Source organism: Kitasatospora sp. Root107 (assembly GCF_001424875.1).
In the GTDB taxonomy this organism is placed as follows: Bacteria; Actinomycetota; Actinomycetes; order Streptomycetales; family Streptomycetaceae; genus Kitasatospora.
In genome coordinates, this window is record NZ_LMCT01000026.1 from 77,146 (window position 1) to 97,921 (window position 20,776).

At 71.7% G+C, this 20,776-nt stretch carries 18 protein-coding genes and 2 pseudogenes; 8 read left to right on the forward strand and 12 right to left on the reverse strand.

Annotated features, from left to right (window positions below; translation table 11 throughout):
- Nucleotides 1-294 precede the first annotated feature (294 nt).
- Nucleotides 295-687 carry a cell division protein SepF gene (locus ASC99_RS22655; RefSeq protein WP_057234943.1) on the forward strand — a complete coding sequence of 131 codons (393 nt, stop codon included), beginning with the start codon at nucleotides 295-297 and terminating at the stop codon, nucleotides 685-687.
- A 73-nt stretch (nucleotides 688-760) separates the two neighbouring features.
- On the opposite strand, the gene ASC99_RS22660 is transcribed toward ASC99_RS22655, so the two are convergent.
- On the reverse strand, nucleotides 761-1,387 hold the full coding sequence (locus tag ASC99_RS22660; protein WP_057234945.1) for a class I SAM-dependent methyltransferase: 627 nt from the start codon (nucleotides 1,385-1,387) through the stop codon (nucleotides 761-763).
- Between the two features lie 99 nt (nucleotides 1,388-1,486).
- On the opposite strand from ASC99_RS22660, the gene ASC99_RS22665 reads away from it, so the two are divergent.
- Complete coding sequence (locus ASC99_RS22665; protein ID WP_057234947.1) at nucleotides 1,487-2,041, forward strand: TetR/AcrR family transcriptional regulator; 555 nt, start codon at nucleotides 1,487-1,489, stop codon at nucleotides 2,039-2,041.
- Nucleotides 2,038-3,588, forward strand: a complete 1,551-nt coding sequence (locus ASC99_RS22670) for an MFS transporter (RefSeq protein ID WP_057234948.1) — start codon at nucleotides 2,038-2,040, stop codon at nucleotides 3,586-3,588. The genes ASC99_RS22665 and ASC99_RS22670 overlap by 4 nt, the downstream gene beginning before the upstream one ends.
- Before the next feature lie 18 nt (nucleotides 3,589-3,606).
- On the opposite strand, the gene ASC99_RS22675 is transcribed toward ASC99_RS22670, so the two are convergent.
- A complete protein-coding gene (locus ASC99_RS22675; RefSeq protein WP_057234950.1) occupies nucleotides 3,607-4,821 on the reverse strand; it encodes a glycosyltransferase in 1,215 nt (404 codons plus the stop codon).
- Nucleotides 4,822-5,060: 239 nt separating this feature from the next.
- Here ASC99_RS22675 and ASC99_RS22680 point away from each other — a divergent pair, with 239 nt between their 5' ends.
- Nucleotides 5,061-5,900 (forward strand): alpha/beta fold hydrolase, encoded by an 840-nt coding sequence (locus ASC99_RS22680; protein ID WP_057234952.1) that lies wholly within the window; start codon nucleotides 5,061-5,063, stop codon nucleotides 5,898-5,900.
- A 73-nt stretch (nucleotides 5,901-5,973) separates the two neighbouring features.
- A complete protein-coding gene (locus ASC99_RS22685) occupies nucleotides 5,974-6,315 on the forward strand; it encodes a hypothetical protein (RefSeq protein ID WP_235502706.1) in 342 nt (113 codons plus the stop codon).
- 56 nt (nucleotides 6,316-6,371) lie between these two features.
- On the opposite strand, the gene ASC99_RS22690 is transcribed toward ASC99_RS22685, so the two are convergent.
- The 6 genes and pseudogenes from ASC99_RS22690 to ASC99_RS22710 all read right to left on the reverse strand — a co-directional run bounded on the left by ASC99_RS22690 (nucleotide 6,372) and on the right by ASC99_RS22710 (nucleotide 12,198).
- Nucleotides 6,372-6,944 carry a hypothetical protein gene (locus tag ASC99_RS22690; protein ID WP_057234957.1) on the reverse strand — a complete coding sequence of 191 codons (573 nt, stop codon included), beginning with the start codon at nucleotides 6,942-6,944 and terminating at the stop codon, nucleotides 6,372-6,374.
- Between the two features lie 79 nt (nucleotides 6,945-7,023).
- The gene (locus ASC99_RS40920) at nucleotides 7,024-7,452 is read right to left on the reverse strand and encodes an ATP-binding protein (protein WP_235583102.1); all 429 of its coding nucleotides are present in this window, start codon (nucleotides 7,450-7,452) and stop codon (nucleotides 7,024-7,026) included.
- Nucleotides 7,443-9,479, reverse strand: a pseudogene (locus ASC99_RS22695) (SpoIIE family protein phosphatase); the annotation flags it as partial. The pseudogene ASC99_RS22695 and the gene ASC99_RS40920, both read right to left, overlap by 10 nt.
- 136 nt (nucleotides 9,480-9,615) lie before the next feature.
- On the reverse strand, nucleotides 9,616-10,224 hold the full coding sequence (locus tag ASC99_RS22700) for a TetR/AcrR family transcriptional regulator (RefSeq protein ID WP_057234961.1): 609 nt from the start codon (nucleotides 10,222-10,224) through the stop codon (nucleotides 9,616-9,618).
- A 123-nt stretch (nucleotides 10,225-10,347) separates the two neighbouring features.
- A complete protein-coding gene (locus ASC99_RS22705; RefSeq protein ID WP_057234963.1) occupies nucleotides 10,348-11,925 on the reverse strand; it encodes an AMP-binding protein in 1,578 nt (525 codons plus the stop codon).
- Nucleotides 11,926-12,006: 81 nt separating this feature from the next.
- Nucleotides 12,007-12,198, reverse strand: coding sequence for a hypothetical protein (locus tag ASC99_RS22710; RefSeq protein ID WP_057234964.1), 192 nt, complete (start codon nucleotides 12,196-12,198; stop codon nucleotides 12,007-12,009).
- A 297-nt stretch (nucleotides 12,199-12,495) separates the two neighbouring features.
- Between ASC99_RS22710 and ASC99_RS22715 the strand changes: the two genes are divergently transcribed.
- From ASC99_RS22715 to ASC99_RS22725, 3 genes and pseudogenes are all read left to right on the forward strand, one after another.
- Nucleotides 12,496-12,957, forward strand: a complete 462-nt coding sequence (locus ASC99_RS22715) for a hypothetical protein (RefSeq protein WP_057234966.1) — start codon at nucleotides 12,496-12,498, stop codon at nucleotides 12,955-12,957.
- Between the two features lie 198 nt (nucleotides 12,958-13,155).
- Nucleotides 13,156-13,311: pseudogene (locus ASC99_RS22720) on the forward strand (transposase); the annotation flags it as partial.
- A 49-nt stretch (nucleotides 13,312-13,360) separates the two neighbouring features.
- Entirely contained in the window at nucleotides 13,361-14,230 is an 870-nt protein-coding gene (locus tag ASC99_RS22725) for an SseB family protein (protein WP_057234970.1), read from the forward strand.
- Between the two features lie 7 nt (nucleotides 14,231-14,237).
- Here ASC99_RS22725 and ASC99_RS22730 read toward each other — a convergent pair whose 3' ends face one another.
- From ASC99_RS22730 to ASC99_RS22745, 4 genes are read right to left on the reverse strand one after another with little or no spacing between them, the layout of a single operon-like run.
- Complete coding sequence (locus tag ASC99_RS22730; RefSeq protein WP_057234972.1) at nucleotides 14,238-15,410, reverse strand: acyl-CoA dehydrogenase family protein; 1,173 nt, start codon at nucleotides 15,408-15,410, stop codon at nucleotides 14,238-14,240.
- A gap of 33 nt (nucleotides 15,411-15,443) precedes the next feature.
- Nucleotides 15,444-17,366: a biotin carboxylase N-terminal domain-containing protein gene (locus ASC99_RS22735; RefSeq protein WP_057234973.1), complete on the reverse strand. Its 1,923-nt coding sequence runs from the start codon at nucleotides 17,364-17,366 to the stop codon at nucleotides 15,444-15,446.
- Between the two features lie 12 nt (nucleotides 17,367-17,378).
- Nucleotides 17,379-18,977, reverse strand: coding sequence for an acyl-CoA carboxylase subunit beta (locus tag ASC99_RS22740; protein ID WP_057234975.1), 1,599 nt, complete (start codon nucleotides 18,975-18,977; stop codon nucleotides 17,379-17,381).
- Nucleotides 18,974-20,677, reverse strand: a complete 1,704-nt coding sequence (locus ASC99_RS22745; RefSeq protein WP_057234977.1) for an acyclic terpene utilization AtuA family protein — start codon at nucleotides 20,675-20,677, stop codon at nucleotides 18,974-18,976. Before ASC99_RS22745 ends, ASC99_RS22740 begins: the two co-directional genes overlap by 4 nt.
- Nucleotides 20,678-20,776: the final 99 nt, after the last annotated feature.

The following is a 20,776-nucleotide window of genomic DNA, read 5'->3' on the forward strand; positions in this document are numbered from 1 at the left end:
ATCGGCGACACGACCGGCGGGTAAATCCGTTACAGGACTGTTGACGAACAGTCAACTGTGGCCTGACGCACACGGATATGGTCTACGCGCGGAACCGTACGGCGAGCTGCGGCGTCGCAGGAGATGCCCGGAAAATCCGGGTTGTCCCGCGAGCCACGCCCCGCACGGCGGTCGCGAACGGGCACCGAAGCGGTGATCAGTGCGATACTCGGACAGTTCCGACGGATGGATGACGCGTCAGCTGACGTGGTCACCCGGGGGGACGAGTACGGGACGAGAAAGGGAGGCGCGGCAATGGGAGCACTTCGCGACGAGCACCACAACGGGTGGCTGATGCCCTCCGGTAACTACCCCGCCGCGGTCTACGAGGATTCGTGGGCCACCCAGGAGTCGGCCGTGGCCGTCCCCGCCCCGGCGAAGATCGTCTCCCTGAAGCCGACCGGCTTCGAGGCGGCCCGCACCGTCGGCGAGCACATCCGCGCGGGCATCCCGGTGGTGATGGACGTGACCGAGATGACCGACGCCGAGGCCAAGCGGATGGTCGACTTCGCCTCCGGCCTGGTCTTCGGCACCCAGGGCGGGATCGAGCGGATCGCCCGCCGGGTCTTCCTGCTCACCCCGGCCGATGTCGAGGTGATGGTGATCGACCGCCCGCTCGACGAGACCGGCTTCTACAACCAGAGCTGACCGCCGACCCACAGCAGCCCGAGCCCGGAACGACCCCGAGGGTCGCTCCGGGCTCGTTGCCGTCCCGGCCCGGCTACTGACTCTGCATCAGCAGATGCCCCCGACGGAAAGCCCGCTCCCCCGCACGGGGCTCCCGCAGCATCCGGCCGACCTCGGTGAACCCGGCCGCGCCCGCCAGCTCCACAAGCTCGTCGACCGGCCACCGCCAGGCCGGTGCCACCTTGTGGTCGAACACCGTCAGCGGCCCGCCCTCGAAGAAGGCCAGCAGCAGGTACCCACCCGGGGCCAGCACCCGCCGGAACTCCGCGAAGTACGAGGGAAGTTCGGCCGGTTCGGCGTGGATGACGGAGTACCAGGACAGGATCCCGGCCAGCTCGCCGTCGGCCAGCTCCAGGGCCGTCATCGTCCCGAGCTCGAAGCGCAGCTCCGGGTACTCCCGGCGGGCCAGCTCGATCATCACCGGCGACAGGTCGACCCCGAAGGCGTCCAGACCCAGCTCCCGCAGGTGCGCCGTCACCCGCCCGGGCCCGCACCCGAGGTCGCCGACCGGCCCACCCCCGGCCGCCCGGACGGAGTCGGCGAACGCGGCGAGCACCGAGCGGTCGAGCGGCAGCCCGTCCAGCTCGTCCCGGAAGAGGTCGGCGTACAGGACGGCGACGGCGTCGTAGGCCGCCGCGGTGGCGTCTTGGGGTTCGGTCACAGCGGACGACCCTAGCGCGGCGGGCACCCAGCAGGCTCCTGGTTGCACCTCCCTGGCGCAGATGAGACATCCGTGTCTCATCTGATCTATACTCGCCTCATGGCCACCGACCGTGACTCCGTCCTCGAAGCCGCCGTCGGCGTGCTCTCCCGCCGCCCCACCGCCCACCTGGACGAGATCGCCCGGGCGGCCGGGATCAGCCGGGCCACCCTGCACCGGATATTTCCGGGCCGCGAGGCCCTGATCCGCGAGGTCGGCGCGCTCAGCCTGCGCAAGTTCGCCACCGCGCTGGACACCGCCGCGATCGACACCGGCGACCCCCAGGCCGCGCTGCGCCGACTGGTCGACGCGGTCGTCCCGGACGCGGCGCTCTGTGCCTTCCTGGCGGGCGAGAACCAGCTCTTCGACGACCCGGAGATCAACGAACTCTGGGAGATCCAGGACGAACGGGTCCGCTCCCTCTTCCTCCGCGGCCAGCAGGAGGGGGTGTTCCGGATCGAACTCTCGGCCGGCTGGCTCAGCGAAGCCTTCTTCGACCTGGTGGCCGGCGTCGGCTGGGCCGTTCAGGACGGCCGCCTCGCCCCCCGTGACAGTGCCTACTCGCTCGCCGAGCTCTTCCTCGGCGGCGCCCTCAGGAGCCCTGACCGATCATGAGCACCACCCCCGGCCGCACCGTCTCCAGGCAGCGCTGGGTCGGCCTCGCCGTCCTGGTGCTGGCGGTGACCCTGGTCGCGCTCGACGCCACCGTCCTCTCCCTCGCCCTGCCGTCGATCAGCGAGACCCTCCACCCCAGCGGCACCCAGCTGCTCTGGATCGGCGACAGCTACTCCTTCGTCCTGGCCGGCCTGCTGGTCAGCATGGGCGCGCTCAGCGACCGGATCGGCCGCAAGAAACTGCTGCTGCTCGGCTCCAGCGCCTTCGGAGCCGCCTCCCTGCTGGCCGCGTACGCCCCGAGCGCCGGCTGGCTGATCGTGGCCCGGGCACTGCTCGGCGTCGCGGGCGCCACCATCATGCCCTCCACCCTCTCGCTGATCCGCAGCCTCTTCCCGGACGCCCGGGAGCGCGCCACTGCGATCGGCATCTGGGGCGCGGGCGCCACCGCCGGTGCCGCGCTCGGCCCGGTGGTCGGCGGTGTCCTGCTGGAGCACTTCTGGTGGGGCTCGGTCTTCCTGCTCAACCTGCCGATCCTGGCTCTGCTGCTGGTGCTCGGCGCCTGGCTGCTGCCGGAGTCCAAGGACCCGAATCCGGGCCGCTGGGACGTGCTCAGCGTGCTGCTCTCGATGGCCGGTGTGATCGGCGTGGTCTACGCGATCAAGGAGGCCGCAGCGGGCGGGCTCGGCCACTGGCCGGTGCCGGTCACCTTCGTGCTCGGCACCACCGCGCTGGCCGTCTTCGTCCGTCGCCAACTCCGCCTGCCCACCCCACTGCTGGACGTCCGGCTGTTCAGGAACCCCCGGTTCACGGCGGCGGTGCTCGGCTCGCTCGCCTCGCTGATCGGCCTGTCCGGCGTGATCTTCTTCATGTCGCAGTACCTCCAACTGGTACGCGGGTACTCCCCGCTGACGGCCGGCCTGGCCGAACTCCCGGCCTTCCTCGGCGCGGTGGTCGGCGGACTGCTGACCGCCCAGCTGGCCCGCCGCACCGGCGCCCGGGCCACCCTGGTGGGCGGCCTGCTGATGATGGGCCTGGGCATCGCGGTCCTCGGCTGGGTCCAGCAGGACAGCAGCTACCTGGTGCTCGGCAGCTCCTTCCTGGCCATCGGCACCGCCGAGGGCATCGTCTACACCCTCTCCGCCGACCTGGTCCTCACCGCCGCCCCCGCCGACCGGGCCGGCGCCGCCTCGGCCGTCTCCGAGACGGCGTACGAGCTCGGCACCGCCCTCGGCATCGCCCTGGTCGGCTCGGTGGTCACCGCCATCTACGCCGCCACCCTGGCCGCCCCGGCCGGGACCGATCCGGCCGTGGCGGCCCAGGCCGAGGAGTCGATCGGCAACGCGGTCGAGGCCGCCGGCACCCTCCCCGCCCCGCTCGGCGGCCAGCTGCTCGACGCGAGCCGCACCGCCTTCGTCCACGGGATGAACATCGCCGCCTTCATCGCGGCGGCGCTGCTCCTCTCCTCGGCTGCCTTCTCCTGGTACCTGCTCCGCCGCCGGGCCGCAGACCACGCCACCGCGAGGCAGCCGTCCGAACTGGTCCACTGACCCTGCCCTGACAGTCCCTTAGCCAGCTGCGTCGAGCAGCAGCCGGGCAGCCACCGTGGTCCCGTCGGTACGGATCGTGCCGGCCACGGCCCGCGCCCGTGCGCGGGTCCCGGAGGTCAGGGCCGTCCCGAGCGCGACTGCCAGGGACTCGGCGGTCGGGACCGGACCGTCGTGCGCGAGGCCGATGCCCAGGTCGCCCACCCGCTCGGCCCAGTACGGCTGGTCCGCCCCCTGGGCCACCACCACCTGAGGCGCGCCGGCCCGGGCGGCCGTCGTGGTGGTGCCCGCGCTGCCGTGGTGCACGACGGCCGCCACCCGGGCGAACAGGGCCGACTGGTTGACCTCACCGACCGCGATGCAGTCGTCCTGATCGTCGATCAGCTCCAGCTCGGCCCAGCCCCGGGCGACCACCACCCGGCGACCCTGCGCCCGGACGGCCTCGACGGCCACCCGGGCGAGCTGCTTCGGATCGCTGACGGGCGTGCTGCCGAAGCCCACGTACACCGGCGCCGTACCGGCCTCCAGAAACGCCACCAGCTCGGGCGGGAGCGGGCGTTCGTCCAGCCGGCTCCACGCACCGGTCTGTACGACGCCGAGCTCCGTCGGCCGCCAAGGACTCAGCACCGGGTCCGTCGCCAGCCACGGCCGGTCGGTGAAGGCGTAGTCGCGGACGTTGTCCACCGGTGCCAGGCCGGCCGCCGCCCGGTAGGTGTTGAGCATCTCGCCGAACATCTCGTTGGCGTTCCGGGCATCCAAGTCCCACAGCGCCCGGTTGTCGGCCACCCCCGGTGGCAACGGCCGCCCTCGCCGCGCGGGCGGCGGCTGGTACGGCGACGGCAGGCTGACCGGCTGATGGCTCGCGTGCACGAAGCGGATGCCCAACTTCTCGGCCACCGACCGGGCACCGCCCGTGACCGGCAACGGTCCGGTCGCCACCAGCGCATCGCAGCCCTCGGCCACCGCGCCCACCGTCTCGAACTGAGCGGCCATCAACTCCGACGCCCGCTGCGCCAGTCCCACCGCCGACCCCGGCACCACCGAGGTCACCACCGGCCGCACCGGCCGCCCGGTCGGCACCAACTCCACCCCGACACCGGCCAGCAGCTCCGCGAACTCCTCGTCCGGCGGCGCACACACCCGCACCTCCGCACCCAACTCCCGTAGCCGCACCGCGAGTCCCACCATCGGCTCGACGCTCCCGCGCGCTCCGTACGTCGACAACACCACACGCATCTTCGTGATTCTCATTTCCGCAGGTTCCGGGCCTAGGCCGACGATTCTGCGGCACCACCCGGGTCTTGTCGCAAGCCCCCTGGTGCGCTATAAGTTGAGAGTGGCAAGGAGTGAGTTCCCCTCCTGCCCTTCCCTGCGGGTGCGTAGTCCCCGTAGTCAGGCTCTCCGTCAGGTGCGTTACGGTGCTGGGGTATTGAGCCTCAGTCAGTGCACCGTACCGACCGCAGGAGGGGACCTTCATGCCCGAGCTGGAACTCTCGGCGGGAATCATCGACTACCAGGACACCGGCGGCGACGGCCCGGTCGTCGTCCTGCTGCACGGCGTCGCGATGGACGGTTCGCTCTGGCGCCACGTCGTCGCCGGGCTCCGGGACGACTTCCGCTGCGTCGTCCCCACCCTCCCGCTCGGCGGCCACCGCCGGCCGATGCACCCGGACGCCGACCTGTCGATCCTCGGCGTCGCCCGGCTGGTGGCCGAGTTCCTCGACCGACTCGACCTGCACGACGTCACGCTGGTGCTCAACGACTGGGGCGGCGCCCAGAGCCTGGTCGCCAACGGCCGCACGGCCCGCATCGGACGGCTCGTCCTCACCTCCTGCGAAGCCTTCGACAACTACCCGCCCGGTCTCCCCGGCCGCAACCTGGTCGCCTCCGCCAGGCTGCCCGGCGGACTGGCCCTCGCCTTCAACCTGCTCCGCCTCAAGCCCCTCCGCCGACTCCCGATGACCTGGGGCCGGATGACCAAGCGACCGGTCCCACCCGGCGTCATGGACGCCTGGTTCCGGCCTCTCCTCAGCTCCCCCGCGATCCGCCGCGACCTGCGCAAGTACGTCCTCAGCACCCCACCCCGGGCCGACCTGCTCGCCTGGTCCGAAGCCCTCCGCACCTTCGACCGCCCCACCCTGGTCGCCTGGGCCACCGAAGACCGCGTCATGCCCCTCTCCCACGCCCACCGCCTGGCCGAAATCCTGCCCCACGCCGAACTCGTCGAGATCCCCGACAGCTACACCCTCATCCCCGAGGACCAGCCCGCCGCCCTCACCGCCCACCTGCGGGACTTCCTCTCCGCCGGGCGGTGAGCCGCCTCCTCCCAGTCGCAGCACGTTCAGCCACGCCTGACGGACAGTCCGCAGAGTTCGGCATGCGGCGGCCGTGCTGCTCGCCACCGTAAACGAATGGCTGCGGGACACACCTCGCTGCGATCATGCAGCGGTGAACGATGGACTGCCCGACGGCTGGACGATCGAACGAGTGCGCTCCGTTTCAGGGGACGCCGAAGCAGTCCCCCTGTCCCTCGAACGCCTCGTCGTGCTCGAAGAACACGGCCGCGCGGACTACACCCCACTCCGACCCGACGTCATCCTCTCCTTCCACGGCCTGTGCCTCGTCCAGGCTGACGACGACTGGTTCATGGGGGACCTCGGCACCGACGGTTCCATCATCTGCTGGTCCTCCTACGGCACCGACCTGGGTGAAGCCATCCAAGGATTGTGACGTCCGCCAAGAACGCCACCGCTCCGGCACCTCTGTTGCGATGACCTGAGCCGAAGTCACCAGGCCGTGACGTCGGGGCTGACGGTGGGCAGGGCCCACGGTTCCACCCTGCCCCCGACCAGGTCGGCCAGGAACTGAACGGCTCCGCCCGTGTAGTGCCACCATGCGGAACTCCGCGAGGCGACCGTGACAGTCCACTCCGCCGGCCCGGCCTCACTGGTGGTCCACAGGAAGAGGTCCCCACTGTTCGAGCTGGCCCAGGGAAGCAGACCGCCCGGGGCGGGGTAGGGGTGGAGCGGCACGGCCAGGTCGGCGTCCGTGCACCACTCCTCGATGATCTCCAACATGTCGCGCAGGCCCTGCATCCAGGAGTGCTCACCGCCGGGATCTGGGCCACCGAGGCCAAGGAAGTCCCCGATAACCAAGGCCGGGTAGCGCTCACAGAGGAGCTTGTAGTCCTCGGGCAGGGCGATGCCCAACTCGGCTTCCACGACCTGCCAGTTGAGGCTCCTGGCCTCCTGCAACCGCAACGATGCCAGGTTCGGGACAGAATTCTCCAGCTCCGCGATCGCCTCTTCAGGGTCGGTCAGCCGACGAACCGGAGCTTGCGTACCAGCGAAGTCATCCATGCGAGCAGAGTGTCAGGGTGGTACGACAAGGTCGGCTCAGCCCCTACCCCGAACGTCCGACCACCCGTCGACCGCCATCTCAGCGGTAGCGGTAGTCCAGCTCCATCTCCGCCCAGACCACCTTGCCGTCCTTCGTCTGCCGGGTCCCCCACCGGTGGGCCAGTTCGCTCACCAGGTGCATGCCCCGCCCGCCCTCGTCCTCCTCCGCCGAGGGCCGCAGTCGCGGTGCCTGGCCGCCGGAGTCGGCCACCTCGACCGTGAGCGTACGGTCGCGGAACAGCCGCAGCCGCCGCGGTGCGTCGGCGTGCAGCAGCGCGTTCGTGACGAGCTCACTGACCAGCAGCTCGGCGAACTCGGAGAGGGCGGTGAGGCCCCACTCCTCGAGCGTCCGGCGGGTGAAGCGGCGGGCCCGGCTAGGGGCCGGGGGATCGGCAGCGCCCGGGCCATGATCATGGCGATGTCGTCCTCGGTCCCGTCCACGACCAGTGCGGCGAGCGCCGCGTCGCAGCTCTCCTCCAGCGTCCGGCCGTGGCCGGCCAGGGTCTGGGCCAGTATGCCGATGCCGTGGTCGATGTCCTCGCCGCGGCGCTCCACCAGGCCGTCGGTGTAGAGGGCCAGCAGGCTGCCCTCGCGCAGCGTGAACTCGGTGCTCTCGAAGGCCACTCCGCCCACCCCGAGCGGGACGCCCGGCGGCAGGGTGAGCGCCCGGGAGGTGCCGTCCGGGGCGACCCGGACCGGCGGGAGGTGGCCGGCCGAGGCGATCGTGCAGGTGCCGTCCACGGGGTCGTAGACCGCGCAGATGCAGGTGGCGAACTGGCCCTCGCCGATGCCCATCGCGGTCTCGTCCAGCCGGGTCAGCACCTGGTCCGGTGGCATGTCCAGGGTGGCCAGCGTCCGGGCCACCGTACGGAGTTGACCCATCGTCGCCGCGGCCCGGATGCCGTGGCCCATCACGTCGCCGACCACCAGCGCGACCCGTCCGCAGGACAGCGGCACCACGTCGAACCAGTCSCCGCCCACCTCGCTCACCACGCTGCTCGGCAGGTACCGGTACGCGATCTCCAGGCCGATCGTGCGGTGGATCTCCTGCGGCAGCAGGCTGCGCTGCAGGGTGAGCGCGGTCTCCCGCTCGCGCCGGTAGAGCCGGGCGTTGTCGAGGGCGATCGCGGTCCTGGCGACCAACTCCTCGGCCAGCGCCACGTCGGCCGCGGTGAACGGCTCGGGGTTGCGCATCCGGACGAACTCCGAGCCGCCGAGCACCATGCCGCGGGCCAGGATCGGCACCATCAGGTAGGAGTGGATGCCCGCCCTGACCCCGGGCCCGACCCGGGACTGCTCGTTCACCAGCGCCGACAGCACCTGCTCGTCCACGTGCGGCCGCAGCAGCGGGCGCCCGCTGCGCAGGCACTCGGTGTAGACCCGCTTGGAGTCGTACTCCGAGGTGGCCCCGACCGCGTCCGCCGCGATGGTCATGCCCGACTCGTACGCCTCGCCGACCGCCACCGCCCGCAGCTGGACGCCCCGGTCCGGCTGCAGATATGACGGTTCCTCACCTCGGAGCACCGGCTCCAGCAGGTCCACCGTGGCGAAGTCGGCGAATCTCGGGATCACCGCCTCGATCAGCTCCTCGGCGGTGCGCTGGAGGTCCAGCGTGGTGCCGATCCTGGCGGTGGCCTCGGCCAGCAGGGCCAGCCGCTCCTGGGCCCGGGAGGCCCGGGCCTCGGCCTGGAACCGTTCGGTCACGTCGATGATCGAGGAGCTCACTCCGAGCACCCGCCCGGTGGAGTCCTCCAGCCGGAAGTAGGACGCGGACCAGGCCCGCTCCCGGCGCGGGTCGCCGGGGGTGCGGCCGTGCGAGCGGGCGTCCACCACCGGCTGGCCGGTGGCCAGCACCTGGCGCATCACCCCCTCGATCTCCGCGCTGTTGATGCCGGGCAGGATGGCGCTGATCCGCCGTCCGAGGTGTTCGTCGACGGTCAGGCCGTTGATCCGGGCCAGTGCGTCGTTCAGCCGGACGTAGCGCAGCTCGGTGTCGTAGACCGCCATGCCGATCGGCGACTGGGTGAAGATGCCGTCCAGCACCGCGAGGTCGCCCTCGACCTGGCGCAGCGAGCCGACGTCGGAGGCGGTCGCCAGCAGCAGCCGGACGCCGCCGGGGCCGACGATGGGATAGGTGTGGAACTCCAGTTCCACCAGATGGCCGTCCCGGTGCCGGATCGGGAAGACCCCGGACCAGCCCTTGCCCGCCATGATCTGCTCGAACAGCTCGAAGGCCCGTCGGCGGGACTCCTCGGGGACCAGCAGCTGGGCGGCGTAGCGGCCGACCGCCTCCCCCGCCGGGTAGCCGGTGAGTGCCTCGGCGTCCTCGCTCCAGTGCAGGATCCGGCCGTCGCCCTCGACCAGGGCGGTCGCCAGCGGGACCAGCCGGTGGCCCTCCAGCCGGTGGTCCAGTGCCGGGTGCCCCTCCGGACGCGGCGAAGCGGCACCTGCCGCGGGGCCGGTGCCGTCCGGTACGTTGCGCTCGCTGCCTTGCATGATCAGGGGATCACCTGTCAGATACCTTCCCCGGTGTGGCCAGGGCGAATCGGCTTCCACCAGACTGCACGGCGGTGGAGAGTGCGGCTACTGCTGGTCCGTCAGGTGGGGTACACCGTCAAGACGGCTGAGCTTTTCAGGTGATCAGCACGGCGTCCAGAGTTCTGGCCCACTGACGTACCACTCCGGCCCGGCGCGGGCCGTCGTCGGTGAGCAGATTGGCCAGTCCGAGCCCCCGGGCGAGGTCCAATGTGGCCTGAACGGTCTCCCGGGCACCGGGATGCGACTCGTCGGCGCCGAGGAACTCGACCGCCGCCCGGTGCGCCTCCCGGCCGAGGTGGTTCTCCAGCGCGACGATCCGCTCCCGCAGCGCCTGCTCGGTGGCCGCCGCCACCCACAGGTGCAGCGCGGCCCGGAACAGCGGCCCGGTGTACAGCCGGACGATCAGCTCGACCACCGCCTCGGTCCGCCCCTCGCCCGGCGGCGGCAGCTCCTCGGTGTCGGCCCTGACGGCCGCCAACCGCTGCTCGGTGACGTACTCGACGGCGGCGGTGAAGAGGTCCTCCCGGGTCGGGAAGTGGTGCTGGGCCGCACCCCGGGTGACCCCGGCCCGCTCGGCCACCACCGCGACCGTGCTGCCGTTCCAGCCCAGCTCGGCCAGGCACTCCACGGCGGCCTCCAGCAGCCGGCGCCGGGTGGCCCGGCTGCGGTCCTGCTGCGGGGTACGAGCGGCTTGGGTCGTCATCCCGGCCTTCCTCCGTTGCCTGCGGTCCGTACTGCCTGCGGGCTTCACTGCCTACCGCCAGTACCGGCCGCCAAGGTCGTGCGATCCCGCCGATCCTGCCAGACCGGCGGGACCGCACACCGCTCAGGTGCGGTCGCGCAGCTGACGGCGGAGGATCTTCCCGGCCGCCGACTTGGGCACCTGGTCGATGAACTCGACCGCCCTGACCTTCTTGTACGGCGCCACCTGGCCGGCCACGAAGTCGTTGACCTGTTGCTCCGTCAGTTCGCTGCCGGGGGTGCGGACCACGAACGCCTTCGGCCGTTCCTCGCCGTCCGTCCCGGTCACCCCGATCACGGCGGCGTCGGCCACCTCGGGATGGGTGAGCAGCAGGGCCTCCAGTTCGGCGGGAGCGACCTGGTAGCCCTTGTACTTGATCAGCTCCTTCACCCGGTCCACCACGAACAGGTACCCCTGTTCGTCCACCACGCCGACGTCCCCGGTGTGCAGCCAGCCCTCCGGGTCGATCATCGCGTCGGTCTCGCTCTTCCGGCCGAAGTACCCCTGCATCACCTGCGGCCCCCGGAACAGGAGTTCGCCACGCTCGCCGACCCCGAGCTCGGTGCCGGAGCCGTCCAGCGCGGTGACCCGCAGCTCGGTGGAGGCGACCAGCCGGCCGACCGTCCCGGCCGGCGGGTTCGGGTCGTCCAGGGGCACCACGTGGGTGACGGGCGAGAGCTCGGTCATCCCGTACCCCTGGTGGATCCGCTCCAGGCCGAGCCTGCGGGCGGCGGCCGCGGCCAGGTCGGCGTCCAACGGGGCGGCGGCGCTCAGCACGTACCGGATCGAGGAGAGGTCGTACTGGTCGACCAGCGGGTGCTTGGCCAGGGCCAGCACGATCGGCGGGGCGACGAACACCCCTTCGATCCGCTGGTCCTGGATGGTGCGCAGGAACTGCTCGAGGTCGAAGCGCGGCAGCACCACCACGGTCGAACCGCACCGGAGCGGGTGGTTCAGCAGCGAGGTCAGCCCGTAGATGTGGAAGAAGGGCAGCACGGCCAGGATGCGTTCGCCCTGCCCCGTGGCGTGCACCGCGTCGGTCTGCAGCAGGTTGCTGCTGATGTTGCGGTGACTGAGCATCACGCCCTTGGGCAGGCCGGTGGTGCCGCTCGAGTACGGCAGTACGGCGATGTCGGTGGCCGGGTCGATCTCGGGGCTGGGCTCGGGCCCGGTGCAGGCCAGCAGGTCGGTCAGCGAACGGCGGCCCTCGGCCTGGTCGCAGACGAAGATCTCCTCGATCGGGCTGCCCTCGGCCGCCAGCGCGTAGGCGGCCTCGGTGGCGACCGGGAGGAAGAGCGAGATGGTGATGATCCAGCGGGCCCCGCTGTCCCGGAGCTGCCCGGCCAGTTCGGCGGCCGTGCTGAGCGAGCTGACCGTGGTGACGATCGCGCCCGCCCGGGTGGCGCCGTAGAAGGCGACGGGGTAGGCGATGGTGTTCGGGCTGAACAGTGCGATCCGGTCGCCCTTGCGCACCCCGGCCTCGGCCAGGCCCGCCGCGCAGCGCCGGCTGGCGCCGTCCAGCTGGGCGTAGCTGACGGACTGTCCGGTGAGACCGTCGATCAGGGCCGGTACGTCCGCGTGGGCGGCGAAGTCGCCGAACACCGCGTCGTGGATCGGCAGGTCGAGCGGCTCGATGTCGGGGTAGTCGCTGCGGAACGCCATAGGTGCCTCCTGAGCGGGCGGTGGGGCGGGCCCTCCTAGAGTGGCGGCTGACGGCCGGGGCGGACAGGGTGCCGACATCGCTCAGGCGGGGTCGAACGCCTGCGGGTAGACGAACTCGCCGCGCAGCGTGGACCGGTAGGCCGCCGGCGGGCGCACCTGGAAGAACCGGCCCCAGGTCGGGTCCGGTGCTGTGATGCCGTACTCGGTGCTGGGCCGAAAGCCGTACGTCTGATCAGCACCGGCACAGTGTGGGTTCAGCGCCCTGCGGCGCAACGGATTTACAGTGGGATCGCCGCACCAGGTCCTACCGGCCCTCCGCAGGCGTGCAGGCGCCGCTTCTGGACCCGGCCGGGGCAGCCACCGGCCGCCGGACCGGCTCCGCTCATCAACTCCGGCGGCGACTGCTCCGCGTCGCCCTCGACAGGTCGTCAAGTTCGGCGACGCGTGCCCCCGAGCACGGCCGGCCCGTCCGGGGGTACCCGAACCGCCGAAGCCCGTGCGGACGGCACAGGAAACTGACAGGCTGTCAGCTCCCTGTGAGTCTGAGCTTCTAGGCGAAGGATGTACTCCATGCCCGTCCACACCCACCCCCGTCCCACCGTGCGCGGAGTGTTCGTGCTGGCCACCGCAGCCTTGCTGTCCGTCGGGCTGGCCGGGTGCTCCGGTGGGGACGACGACACCTACAAGACCTGGGTCGCCGAGGGAGGCAGGGAGCACACCTTGGCAATCGGCAAGGACATCATCACGCTGATATCGCTTTCCGGGGAGGGCCGCAGCAGCACCGCCCACCGCTGCCAGGAGGTGCTCGACCACGTGAAGGCGGCGAAGGCGTACCGGAAGCTGCCCGACGAGACCGCCCGGGGCTACTGGGAGACGGCGCTCGACAAGGTGGAGAGCACCGCCACGCACTGCGTGCAGAACAAGAACGAGGGCATGACCGGTGGCACGGTCCTCTCCGAGGCGGCCGAGGCGCAGAGTGCGTTCAGCTCGCTGACCATCAGCATCCACCGGCTCACCAAGTCCAACTCCTGAGGTCCGGACCAGACGGCGGTACAGGCCGGCCCGCGCTTGCGCGGCCACCGACAGGTCAGGGGCCGCTCCGAGCTAGCTGGGCCAGCGGGGGCCGCCGGAGCTTCCTGACTGCTGGCTAGGCGCAACGGTGAACGCTCACCGATACGCGCGGCGGGCGGAGGGGATCCGATGGCCGGGTGAAGACCCGCTGCGCCGGGCGGCAAGACACGCTGGGTGGTCGAGCGGACCTTCGCCTGGCTCCACCAGTTCAGGCGCTTGCGCATCCGCTACGAGATACGTCCCGACCTCCACCTCGGCCTGCTCCAACTCACCTGCAGCATCATCTGCTTGAGACGACTCCGAACCTCATTCTGAACGATCAGAAAAACCGGGGGTATCCATGGAGGTCCCCTATGATCGCCCGATGACACTCGACGCGGCCTTGGCCGAGCTCATCGAACAGAGCGACTCCGCGGCCGCCATGGAGCGGGTCGTCCGCACCCTGGTGGCCGAGGGCGTGTTCGTACCGGTCCATCCAGACGGCACGCTGTACTACCTGACGCACAAGGACGGCACTGCGGCACTCCAGATCTGCACCACCGCAGCGGCGGTGCAGCACGTGGAGGGCGCCGCGGACACCTTCTACGCCGATGCGCTGCGGTTGCTGGAGGTTGTCCGCGAGATCGGGGCCAGGCGTCTGCTGGTCACCAGCTCGGACGGCTGGCGGATCGAGGTCCCGGCCTCCCGCCTTTTCGGGACGGTCTCCGAGCACGGCATACCGGGCAAGGGACAGATGATCAGGCTGACCTGGTCCACCCACCCGCTGGCCGTGGCCCTGCGGGACTCCGTCTTCCGCCGCCTGCGCGAGTTTCCGGACATCCACTGTGTCTGGGTGTCCTGGGCCCGCTGGCTCGACACCGGCCACGAGCAGCTGATGGTGCACATGGCCGTCAGCGACGAGCTTCCGTCGCTCGCCGCCAAGCGGCTGATGGACGTCCTGCTCACGCAGGAGATCACCCTCGGCGATGCCGACCCGTCGCTCACCATGCTCGCGCTCCACCGGGTGACCCACGCGGACAGCATCGCCGGCCTGGACCGGAACGGGCTCGACACCATCCGGATCGACCACTCCACCGGGCGGATCGAGCTGATCTCGCGCGAGTACGACGACCCGGCGGCAGCCGAAGCCGCCCGCCGGGCCCTCGCCGATCAGCAACAGCGTGACGCCTGGCCGGACGCGGAGCAGGCGCAGCAGGTGGGACAGCGCCCGCGCCGCTGGTGGCAACGGTCCTGACGGTCCGTCAGTACGAGCGTGGCAGCCCCAGGGTGTGCTGGGCCACGTAGTTGAGGATCATCTCCCGGCTGACCGGGGCGATCCGGCTGACCCGGGTCGCGGTCAGCAGTGCGGCCAGCCCGTACTCCTGGGTGAGCCCGTTGCCGCCCAGCGTGTGCACCGCCTGGTCCACGGTGTGGCAAGCCGCCTCGGCGGCCGCGTACTTGGCCATGTTGGCGGCCTCACCGGCCTCCACGTAGTGGCCCTGATCATAGAGTCCGGCGGCCTTGAGCATCATCAGCCGGGCGAGTTCGATCTCGATCGCACACTGGGCCAGCGGGTGCGCGATCGCCTGGTGGGCGCCGATCGGGGTGTCCCAGACGGTACGGGTGCGGGCGTAGTCGGTGGCGGTGGCGAGCGCCTGGCGGGCCAGGCCAAGAGCGAACGCGGCGGTCATCACCCGCTCCGGGTTGAGCCCGGCGAACAGCTGCTCGAGACCGGCGTCCTCGGCCCCGACCAGGGCCTCGGCGGGCAGCCGTGCGTCGTCCAGGAAGACCTCGAACTGCTTCTCTGCGGTGACCAGTTCCATCGGTATCGCCCGGTACTCGAAGCCCGGCGTCTCGCGCGGCACCACGAACAGCGCGGGCTTCAGCCGCCCGGTGCGGGCGTCCTCGGTGCGGGCCACGAAGAGCACCGCGTCGGCGTGGTCGATGCCCGAGATGAACACCTTGCGGCCGGTGAGCAGCCAGTCGTCGCCGTCCCGGCGGGCGGTGGTGGTCAGCCGGTGCGAGTTGGAGCCCGCGTCCGGCTCGGTGATGCCGAAGGCCATCCGGCGGCTGCCGTCGGCGAGTCCGGGCAGCCAGGCCAGCTTCTGCTGCTCGGTGCCGTAGCGTGCGATCACCGTGCCGCAGATCGCGGGCGAGACGATCATCATCAGCAGTGGGCAGCCTGCGGTGCCGAACTCCTCCAGGACGATGGCCAGTTCGGTGATTCCGGCGCCCCCGCCGCCGTACTCGACGGGCAGGCTGACCCCGAGGTAGCCGGCCTTCCCCGCCTCCGCCCAGAGCTCGTCGACGGGCTCCCCCGCGCGGGCCTTGCGGCGGAAGTACTCGGGGCCGTAGCGACGGGCGAGGTCGCCGACGGCTCGGCGCAAGGCCTGGTGCTCCTCGGGTTCGACCGGGTTGAGCAGCGGTGCGGACATGGCGAAGGTCCCTTCCGTGCGTTGGGGTTCTGATCAGAGGTGGTCGTGCGGTCGGACGACGGCCAACAGGGTTCCGGGCTCGACCTGTTGGCCGACGCCCACCCGTAGTTCGGTGAGTACGCCGTCGGTGGGCGCGCTGACCCGGTGTTCCATCTTCATCGCCTCCAGCCAGAGCAGCGGCTGCCCGGCGGTGACGTGGTCGCCGGGCGCGGCGGCCGTCCGGGTGACGGTGCCGGGCATCGGTGCGAGCAGTGCGCCGGGGGTAGGTTCGGCCTGTGGTTCGGGCAGGCGCGGCAGTGCGGTCAGGGTGACGGCACCGGTGGGTCCGTCCAGGTGCAGGGTGCTGCCGTACCGGGCGATCCGGTAGGTGTGGGTCCGGCCCTCGGCCCGCAGGGTGACCAAGTCGGGCCGGGCGTCGACCAGTTCGACACCGGGATGACCCTGCAGTCCGTCCCGGGTCAGGCGGTGGCGCACCTCGTACTCGGTGCCGTCGCCCGCCCGGTAGTGCCTGATCTCCGGCTGCGAGGGCAGGTTGCGCCAGCCCGGGGGGAACGGCGAGGTGCCCGCCTCCGACAGTGCGGCCGCGAGCGCGGGCAGCGCGAGGCTCTCGCCCTTGCTGCCGAGGTCGTGCTCGTGCTCGGCCAGGAAGCCGGTGTGCAACTCCCCCGCCAGGAAGGCAGGGTGGCGCAGCGCCGCGACCAGCAGTGCCCGGTTGCTGCCGGGGCCGTGGATCCGGGCCCGGCTCAGCGCGGTGGCCAGCAGCCGGGCGGCAGCGGGCCGGGTGGGCGCCCAGGCGATCAGCTTGGCGAGCATCGGGTCGTAGTGCGGGCCGATCTCGGTGCCGTCGGTCACCCCGGAGTCCAGCCGCAGGCCGGTGTCCCGCTCTCCGGTGCCGAACTCGACCGAGACGCCCGCCACTTCGAGCAGGTGCAGGGTGCCGGTCCTGGGCTGCCAGTCCTGTTCCGGGTCCTCGGCATACAGCCGGGCCTCGATCGCGTGGCCCCTGGTGGGCGGCGGCTCGGCGGGCAGCGCCTCGCCCTCGGCGATCCGGAGCTGGAGGGCGACAAGGTCGAGGCCGGTGACGCACTCGGTGACCGGGTGTTCGACCTGGAGGCGGGTGTTCATCTCCAGGAACCAGCACCGGCCTTCGGGGGTTACCAGGAACTCGGCCGTCCCGGCCCCTCGGTAGCCGATCGCCCGGGCGGCGGCGGTCGCGGCCCGGTGCAGCTCGGTCCGGAGCGCCTCGCCGAGCCCGGGCGCCGGGGCCTCCTCGATCACCTTCTGATGCCGTCGCTGGAGCGAGCAGTCCCGGTCGCCGACCACCCAGACCGTGCCGTGGGCGTCCGCGAGCAGCTGGACCTCGACGTGCCGCCCGTTCGGCAGGTAGGGCTCGCAGAACACCTCGTCGTCCCCGAAGGCTCCCGCCGCCTCCGCCCGAGCTGCGGCCAACGCGGCAGGCAGCTCGGCGAGTTCGTGGACGATCCGCATGCCCCGGCCGCCTCCTCCCGCCGCCGCCTTCACCAGCAGCGGCAGGTCGGCGGCGGTCGGTTCGGCCGGGACCGAGAGCACCGGTACCCCGGCCGCCGCCATCAGCCGTTTCGCCTCGGTCTTCGATCCCATCGCGGCGATCGCCTCGGCGGGCGGGCCGATCCAGGTCAGCCCGGCGGCCTGCACCGCCGAGGCGAACTCGGCGTTCTCCGACAGGAATCCGTAGCCCGGGTGGACCGCGTCCGCCCCGGCGGTGAGTGCTGCGGCGATCAGCAGGTCGGCCCGCAGGTAGGTCTCGGCGGGCGCGGCTCCCGGCAGCCGGACGGCGGTGCCGGCCTCCCGGACGTGCGGGGCGTCGGCGTCCGGGTCGGAGTGCACGGCCACCGTGGCGATGCCCAGGTCCCGGCAGGTCCGGAAGACCCGGCGGGCGATCTCGCCCCGGTTGGCGACCAGTACGGAGGTGATCATGGGTCAGGTCCCTTACATCCGGAAGACGCCGTAGCCGCGCGCGCCCTCGACCGGGGCGCTGTGGATCGCGGACAGGCAGATACCGAGCACGGTGCGGGTGTCGCGGGGGTCGATGACCCCGTCGTCGTAGAGCCGGCCGGAGAGGAAGACCGGCAGCGACTCGGCCTCGATCTGCTGCTCGACCATGGCCCGGATGGTGGCGTCGGCCTCCTCGTCGTACGGCATCCCCTTCGCCGCCGCCGACTGCCGGGCCACGATCGACAGCACCCCGGCCAGTTGCTGAGGCCCCATCACCGCCGACTTGGCGCTCGGCCAGGCGAACAGGAAGCGCGGCTCGTACGCCCGCCCGCACATCCCGTAGTGCCCGGCCCCGTACGAGGCCCCGACCAGCACCGAGAGGTGCGGCACCTTGCTGTTGGAGACCGCGTTGATCATCATCGCGCCGTGCTTGATGATGCCGCCCTGCTCGTACGCCTGGCCGACCATGTAGCCGGTGGTGTTGTGCAGGAAGAGCAGCGGCCGGTCGCGCTGGTTGGCGAGCTGGATGAACTGGGCGGCCTTCTGTGACTCCTCGCTGAACAGCACGCCCTGGGCGTTGGCCAGGATGCCGACCGGGTAGCCGTGCAGCTCGGCCCAGCCGGTCACCAGGCTCGGCCCGTAGCGCGGCTTGAACTCGTCGAAGTCCGAGCCGTCGACGATCCGGGCGATCACCTCGCGCGGGTCGAACGGCACCTTGAGGTCGCCCGGCACCAGACCGAGCAGCTCCTCCTCGGCGTACTTGGGCGGCGCGGCGGTCGGGTCCGGATCGGGGCCCGTCTTGCGCCAGTGCAGGCGGTGCACGATCCGGCGGGTGATCCGCAGCGCGTCGTGCTCGTCCTCGGCCAGGTGGTCGGCCAGGCCGGACACCCGGGCGTGCATCTCGGCACCGCCGAGCGACTCGTCGTCGGCGTCCTCGCCGGTGGCCATCTTCACCAGCGGCGGGCCACCGAGGAAGACCTTGGCCCGCTCGCGCACCAGCACGGTGTGGTCGGACATCCCCGGCACGTACGCGCCGCCCGCCGTCGAGTTCCCGAACACCACCGCCACCGTCGGCACACCGGCGGCGGAGAGCCGGGTGAGGTCGCGGAACAGCGCCCCGCCGGGGATGAAGATCTCCTTCTGGCTGGGCAGATCGGCCCCGCCGGACTCCACCAGACTGACCAGCGGAAGCCGGTTGTGCAGCGCGATCTCGTTGGCCCGCAGCGCCTTGCGCAGCGTCCAGGGGTTGCTGGCCCCGCCGCGTACCGTCGGGTCGTTGGCGGTGATCACGCACTCGGTGCCCTCGATCACGCCGATCCCGGTGACCAGCGCGGCACCGACCGGGTAGTCGCTGCCCCAGGCCGCCAGCGGGGACAGCTCCAGGAATGGCGAACCAGGATCGACCAGCAGCTCGATCCGCTCCCGGGCCGGCAGCTTGCCCCGACTGCGGTGGCGCTCCAGGTACTTGGGGCCGCCCCCGGCCAGCGCCTTGGCGTGCTCGGCGTCCAGCGCGGTCAGCTTGTCCAGCATCGCGGCCCGGTTGGCGTGGTACTCAGGACCGGCCGGATCGAGGTGGGTCGGCAGCGTGGTCACAACAGTTCCTCCGGGAGGTCGACGTGCCGGGAGCGGAGCCACTCGCCGAGCGCCTTCGCCTGCGGGTCGAAGCGGTGCTGGGCGGCGACGCCCTCGCCGAGCAGTCCGGTGATCACGAAGTTGACCGCGCGCAGCTCCGGGAGCAGCTGCCGGTCGATCGGCAACTCGGCGGTCTCCGGCAGGAGTTCGCGCAGCCTCTGCACCGTCAGGTGGTGCGCCAGCCAACGCCAGCCGGGGTCGGTACGGGCCCAGACGCCGAGATTGGCGTCGCCGCCCTTGTCGCCGCTGCGGGCGCCGAAGGCATGGCCGAGCGGCACCCGCCGGGTCGGGCCCTCGGGCGGCGGGGGTGGCAGCGGCGGGTCCTCAACCCGCTCGATCGGGCGGGTGAGCGGGGCCTCCGGGATCTCCCGGTGGGTGCCGTCGGGGAGCAGCGCCCGGTGCGGGACGCTCGCCGCGTCGACGTAGGTCGTCTCGAAGACGCCGTACGGGGCGGCCGGTCCGGGCGGCGCGGTGAGGTGGAAGCCCGGGTAGCCTGCCAGACCGAGCTCGACGACGGCTGTGGTAAACGCTCTACCCACCGCCTCCTGGTCGCGGTCCTTGACGGCGAGCCGGAGCAGCGCGGAGGCGGTCTCCTCGGTGGCGGCGTCCTGGTGGTCGGTACGGGCCAGCGTCCAGCGCACCTCGGCCGCCTGGACAGAACGTTCCAGTTGACGCCGGATCAGCTCCGCCTTGCGCTCGATGTCCAGCCCCGTGAGCACGAACACCACCTCGTTCCGCCAGCCGCCCAGCCGGTTCAGCCCGACCTTGAGGGTCGGCGGCGGCGCCTCCCCGCGCACCCCGCTGATCCGCACCCGGTCGGGCCCGTCCGCGGTCAGCCGGACGGTGTCCAGCCGGGCCGTCACGTCCGGGCCCGGGTAGCGGGCACCCGAAGTCTCGTACAGCAGCTGGGCGGTGACCGTCCCGACCGTGACGGCACCGCCGGTGCCCGGGTGCTTGGTGATCACGCTGGATCCGTCGGCGTGCAGCTCGGCGAGCGGGAAGCCGGGGTGGGTCACGTCGTGCTCGTGGAAGAACGCGTAGTTCCCGCCGGTCGCCTGTGCCCCGCACTCCAGCACATGGCCCGCCACCACCGCCCCCGCCAGCGCGTCGAAGTCCTGTGCGCCCCAGCCGAAGTGCGCGGCCGCCGCCCCGGAGACCAGCGCCGCGTCCGTGACCCGTCCGGTCACCACCAGGTCGGCCCCGGCCCGCAGGCACTCGGCGATACCCTGACCCCCGAGGTAGGCATTGGCCGCCAACAGCCCCCCGGGCAGCCCCGGCCGGCCGATCAGGTCGTCCCCCTCGACCACCCCCAGCCGGACCGGCACCCCCTGCTTGGCCGCCAACTCCCCGATCGCCTCGGCGAGTCGGCCCGGGTTCAGCCCACCCGCGTTGACCACGATCCGCACGCCCCGATCCGCCGCCAGCCCGAGACACTCCTCCAACTGCCGAAGAAAGGTCCGGGCATACCCCAGGCCGGGATCCTTCAGCCGGTCCCGGGCCAGGATCAGCATGGTCAGCTCGGCCAGATAGTCCCCGGTGAGCACGTCCAACGGCCCACCGGTCAGCATCTCCCGCATCGCCTCGAAGCGATCCCCGTAGAACCCCGAGGCATTCCCGATCCGCAGCACCTTGGCCTCCCCAGCCGGCTCCGCTCCACCCACGGGCAGCAGCGTGACAGGACGTCAGGAACAAATCAAGCACGCATGCTTGTTCTGTTTCCGACTACGGGCCGCAGCCTGTGACTCAGCAGGCCACCTGTC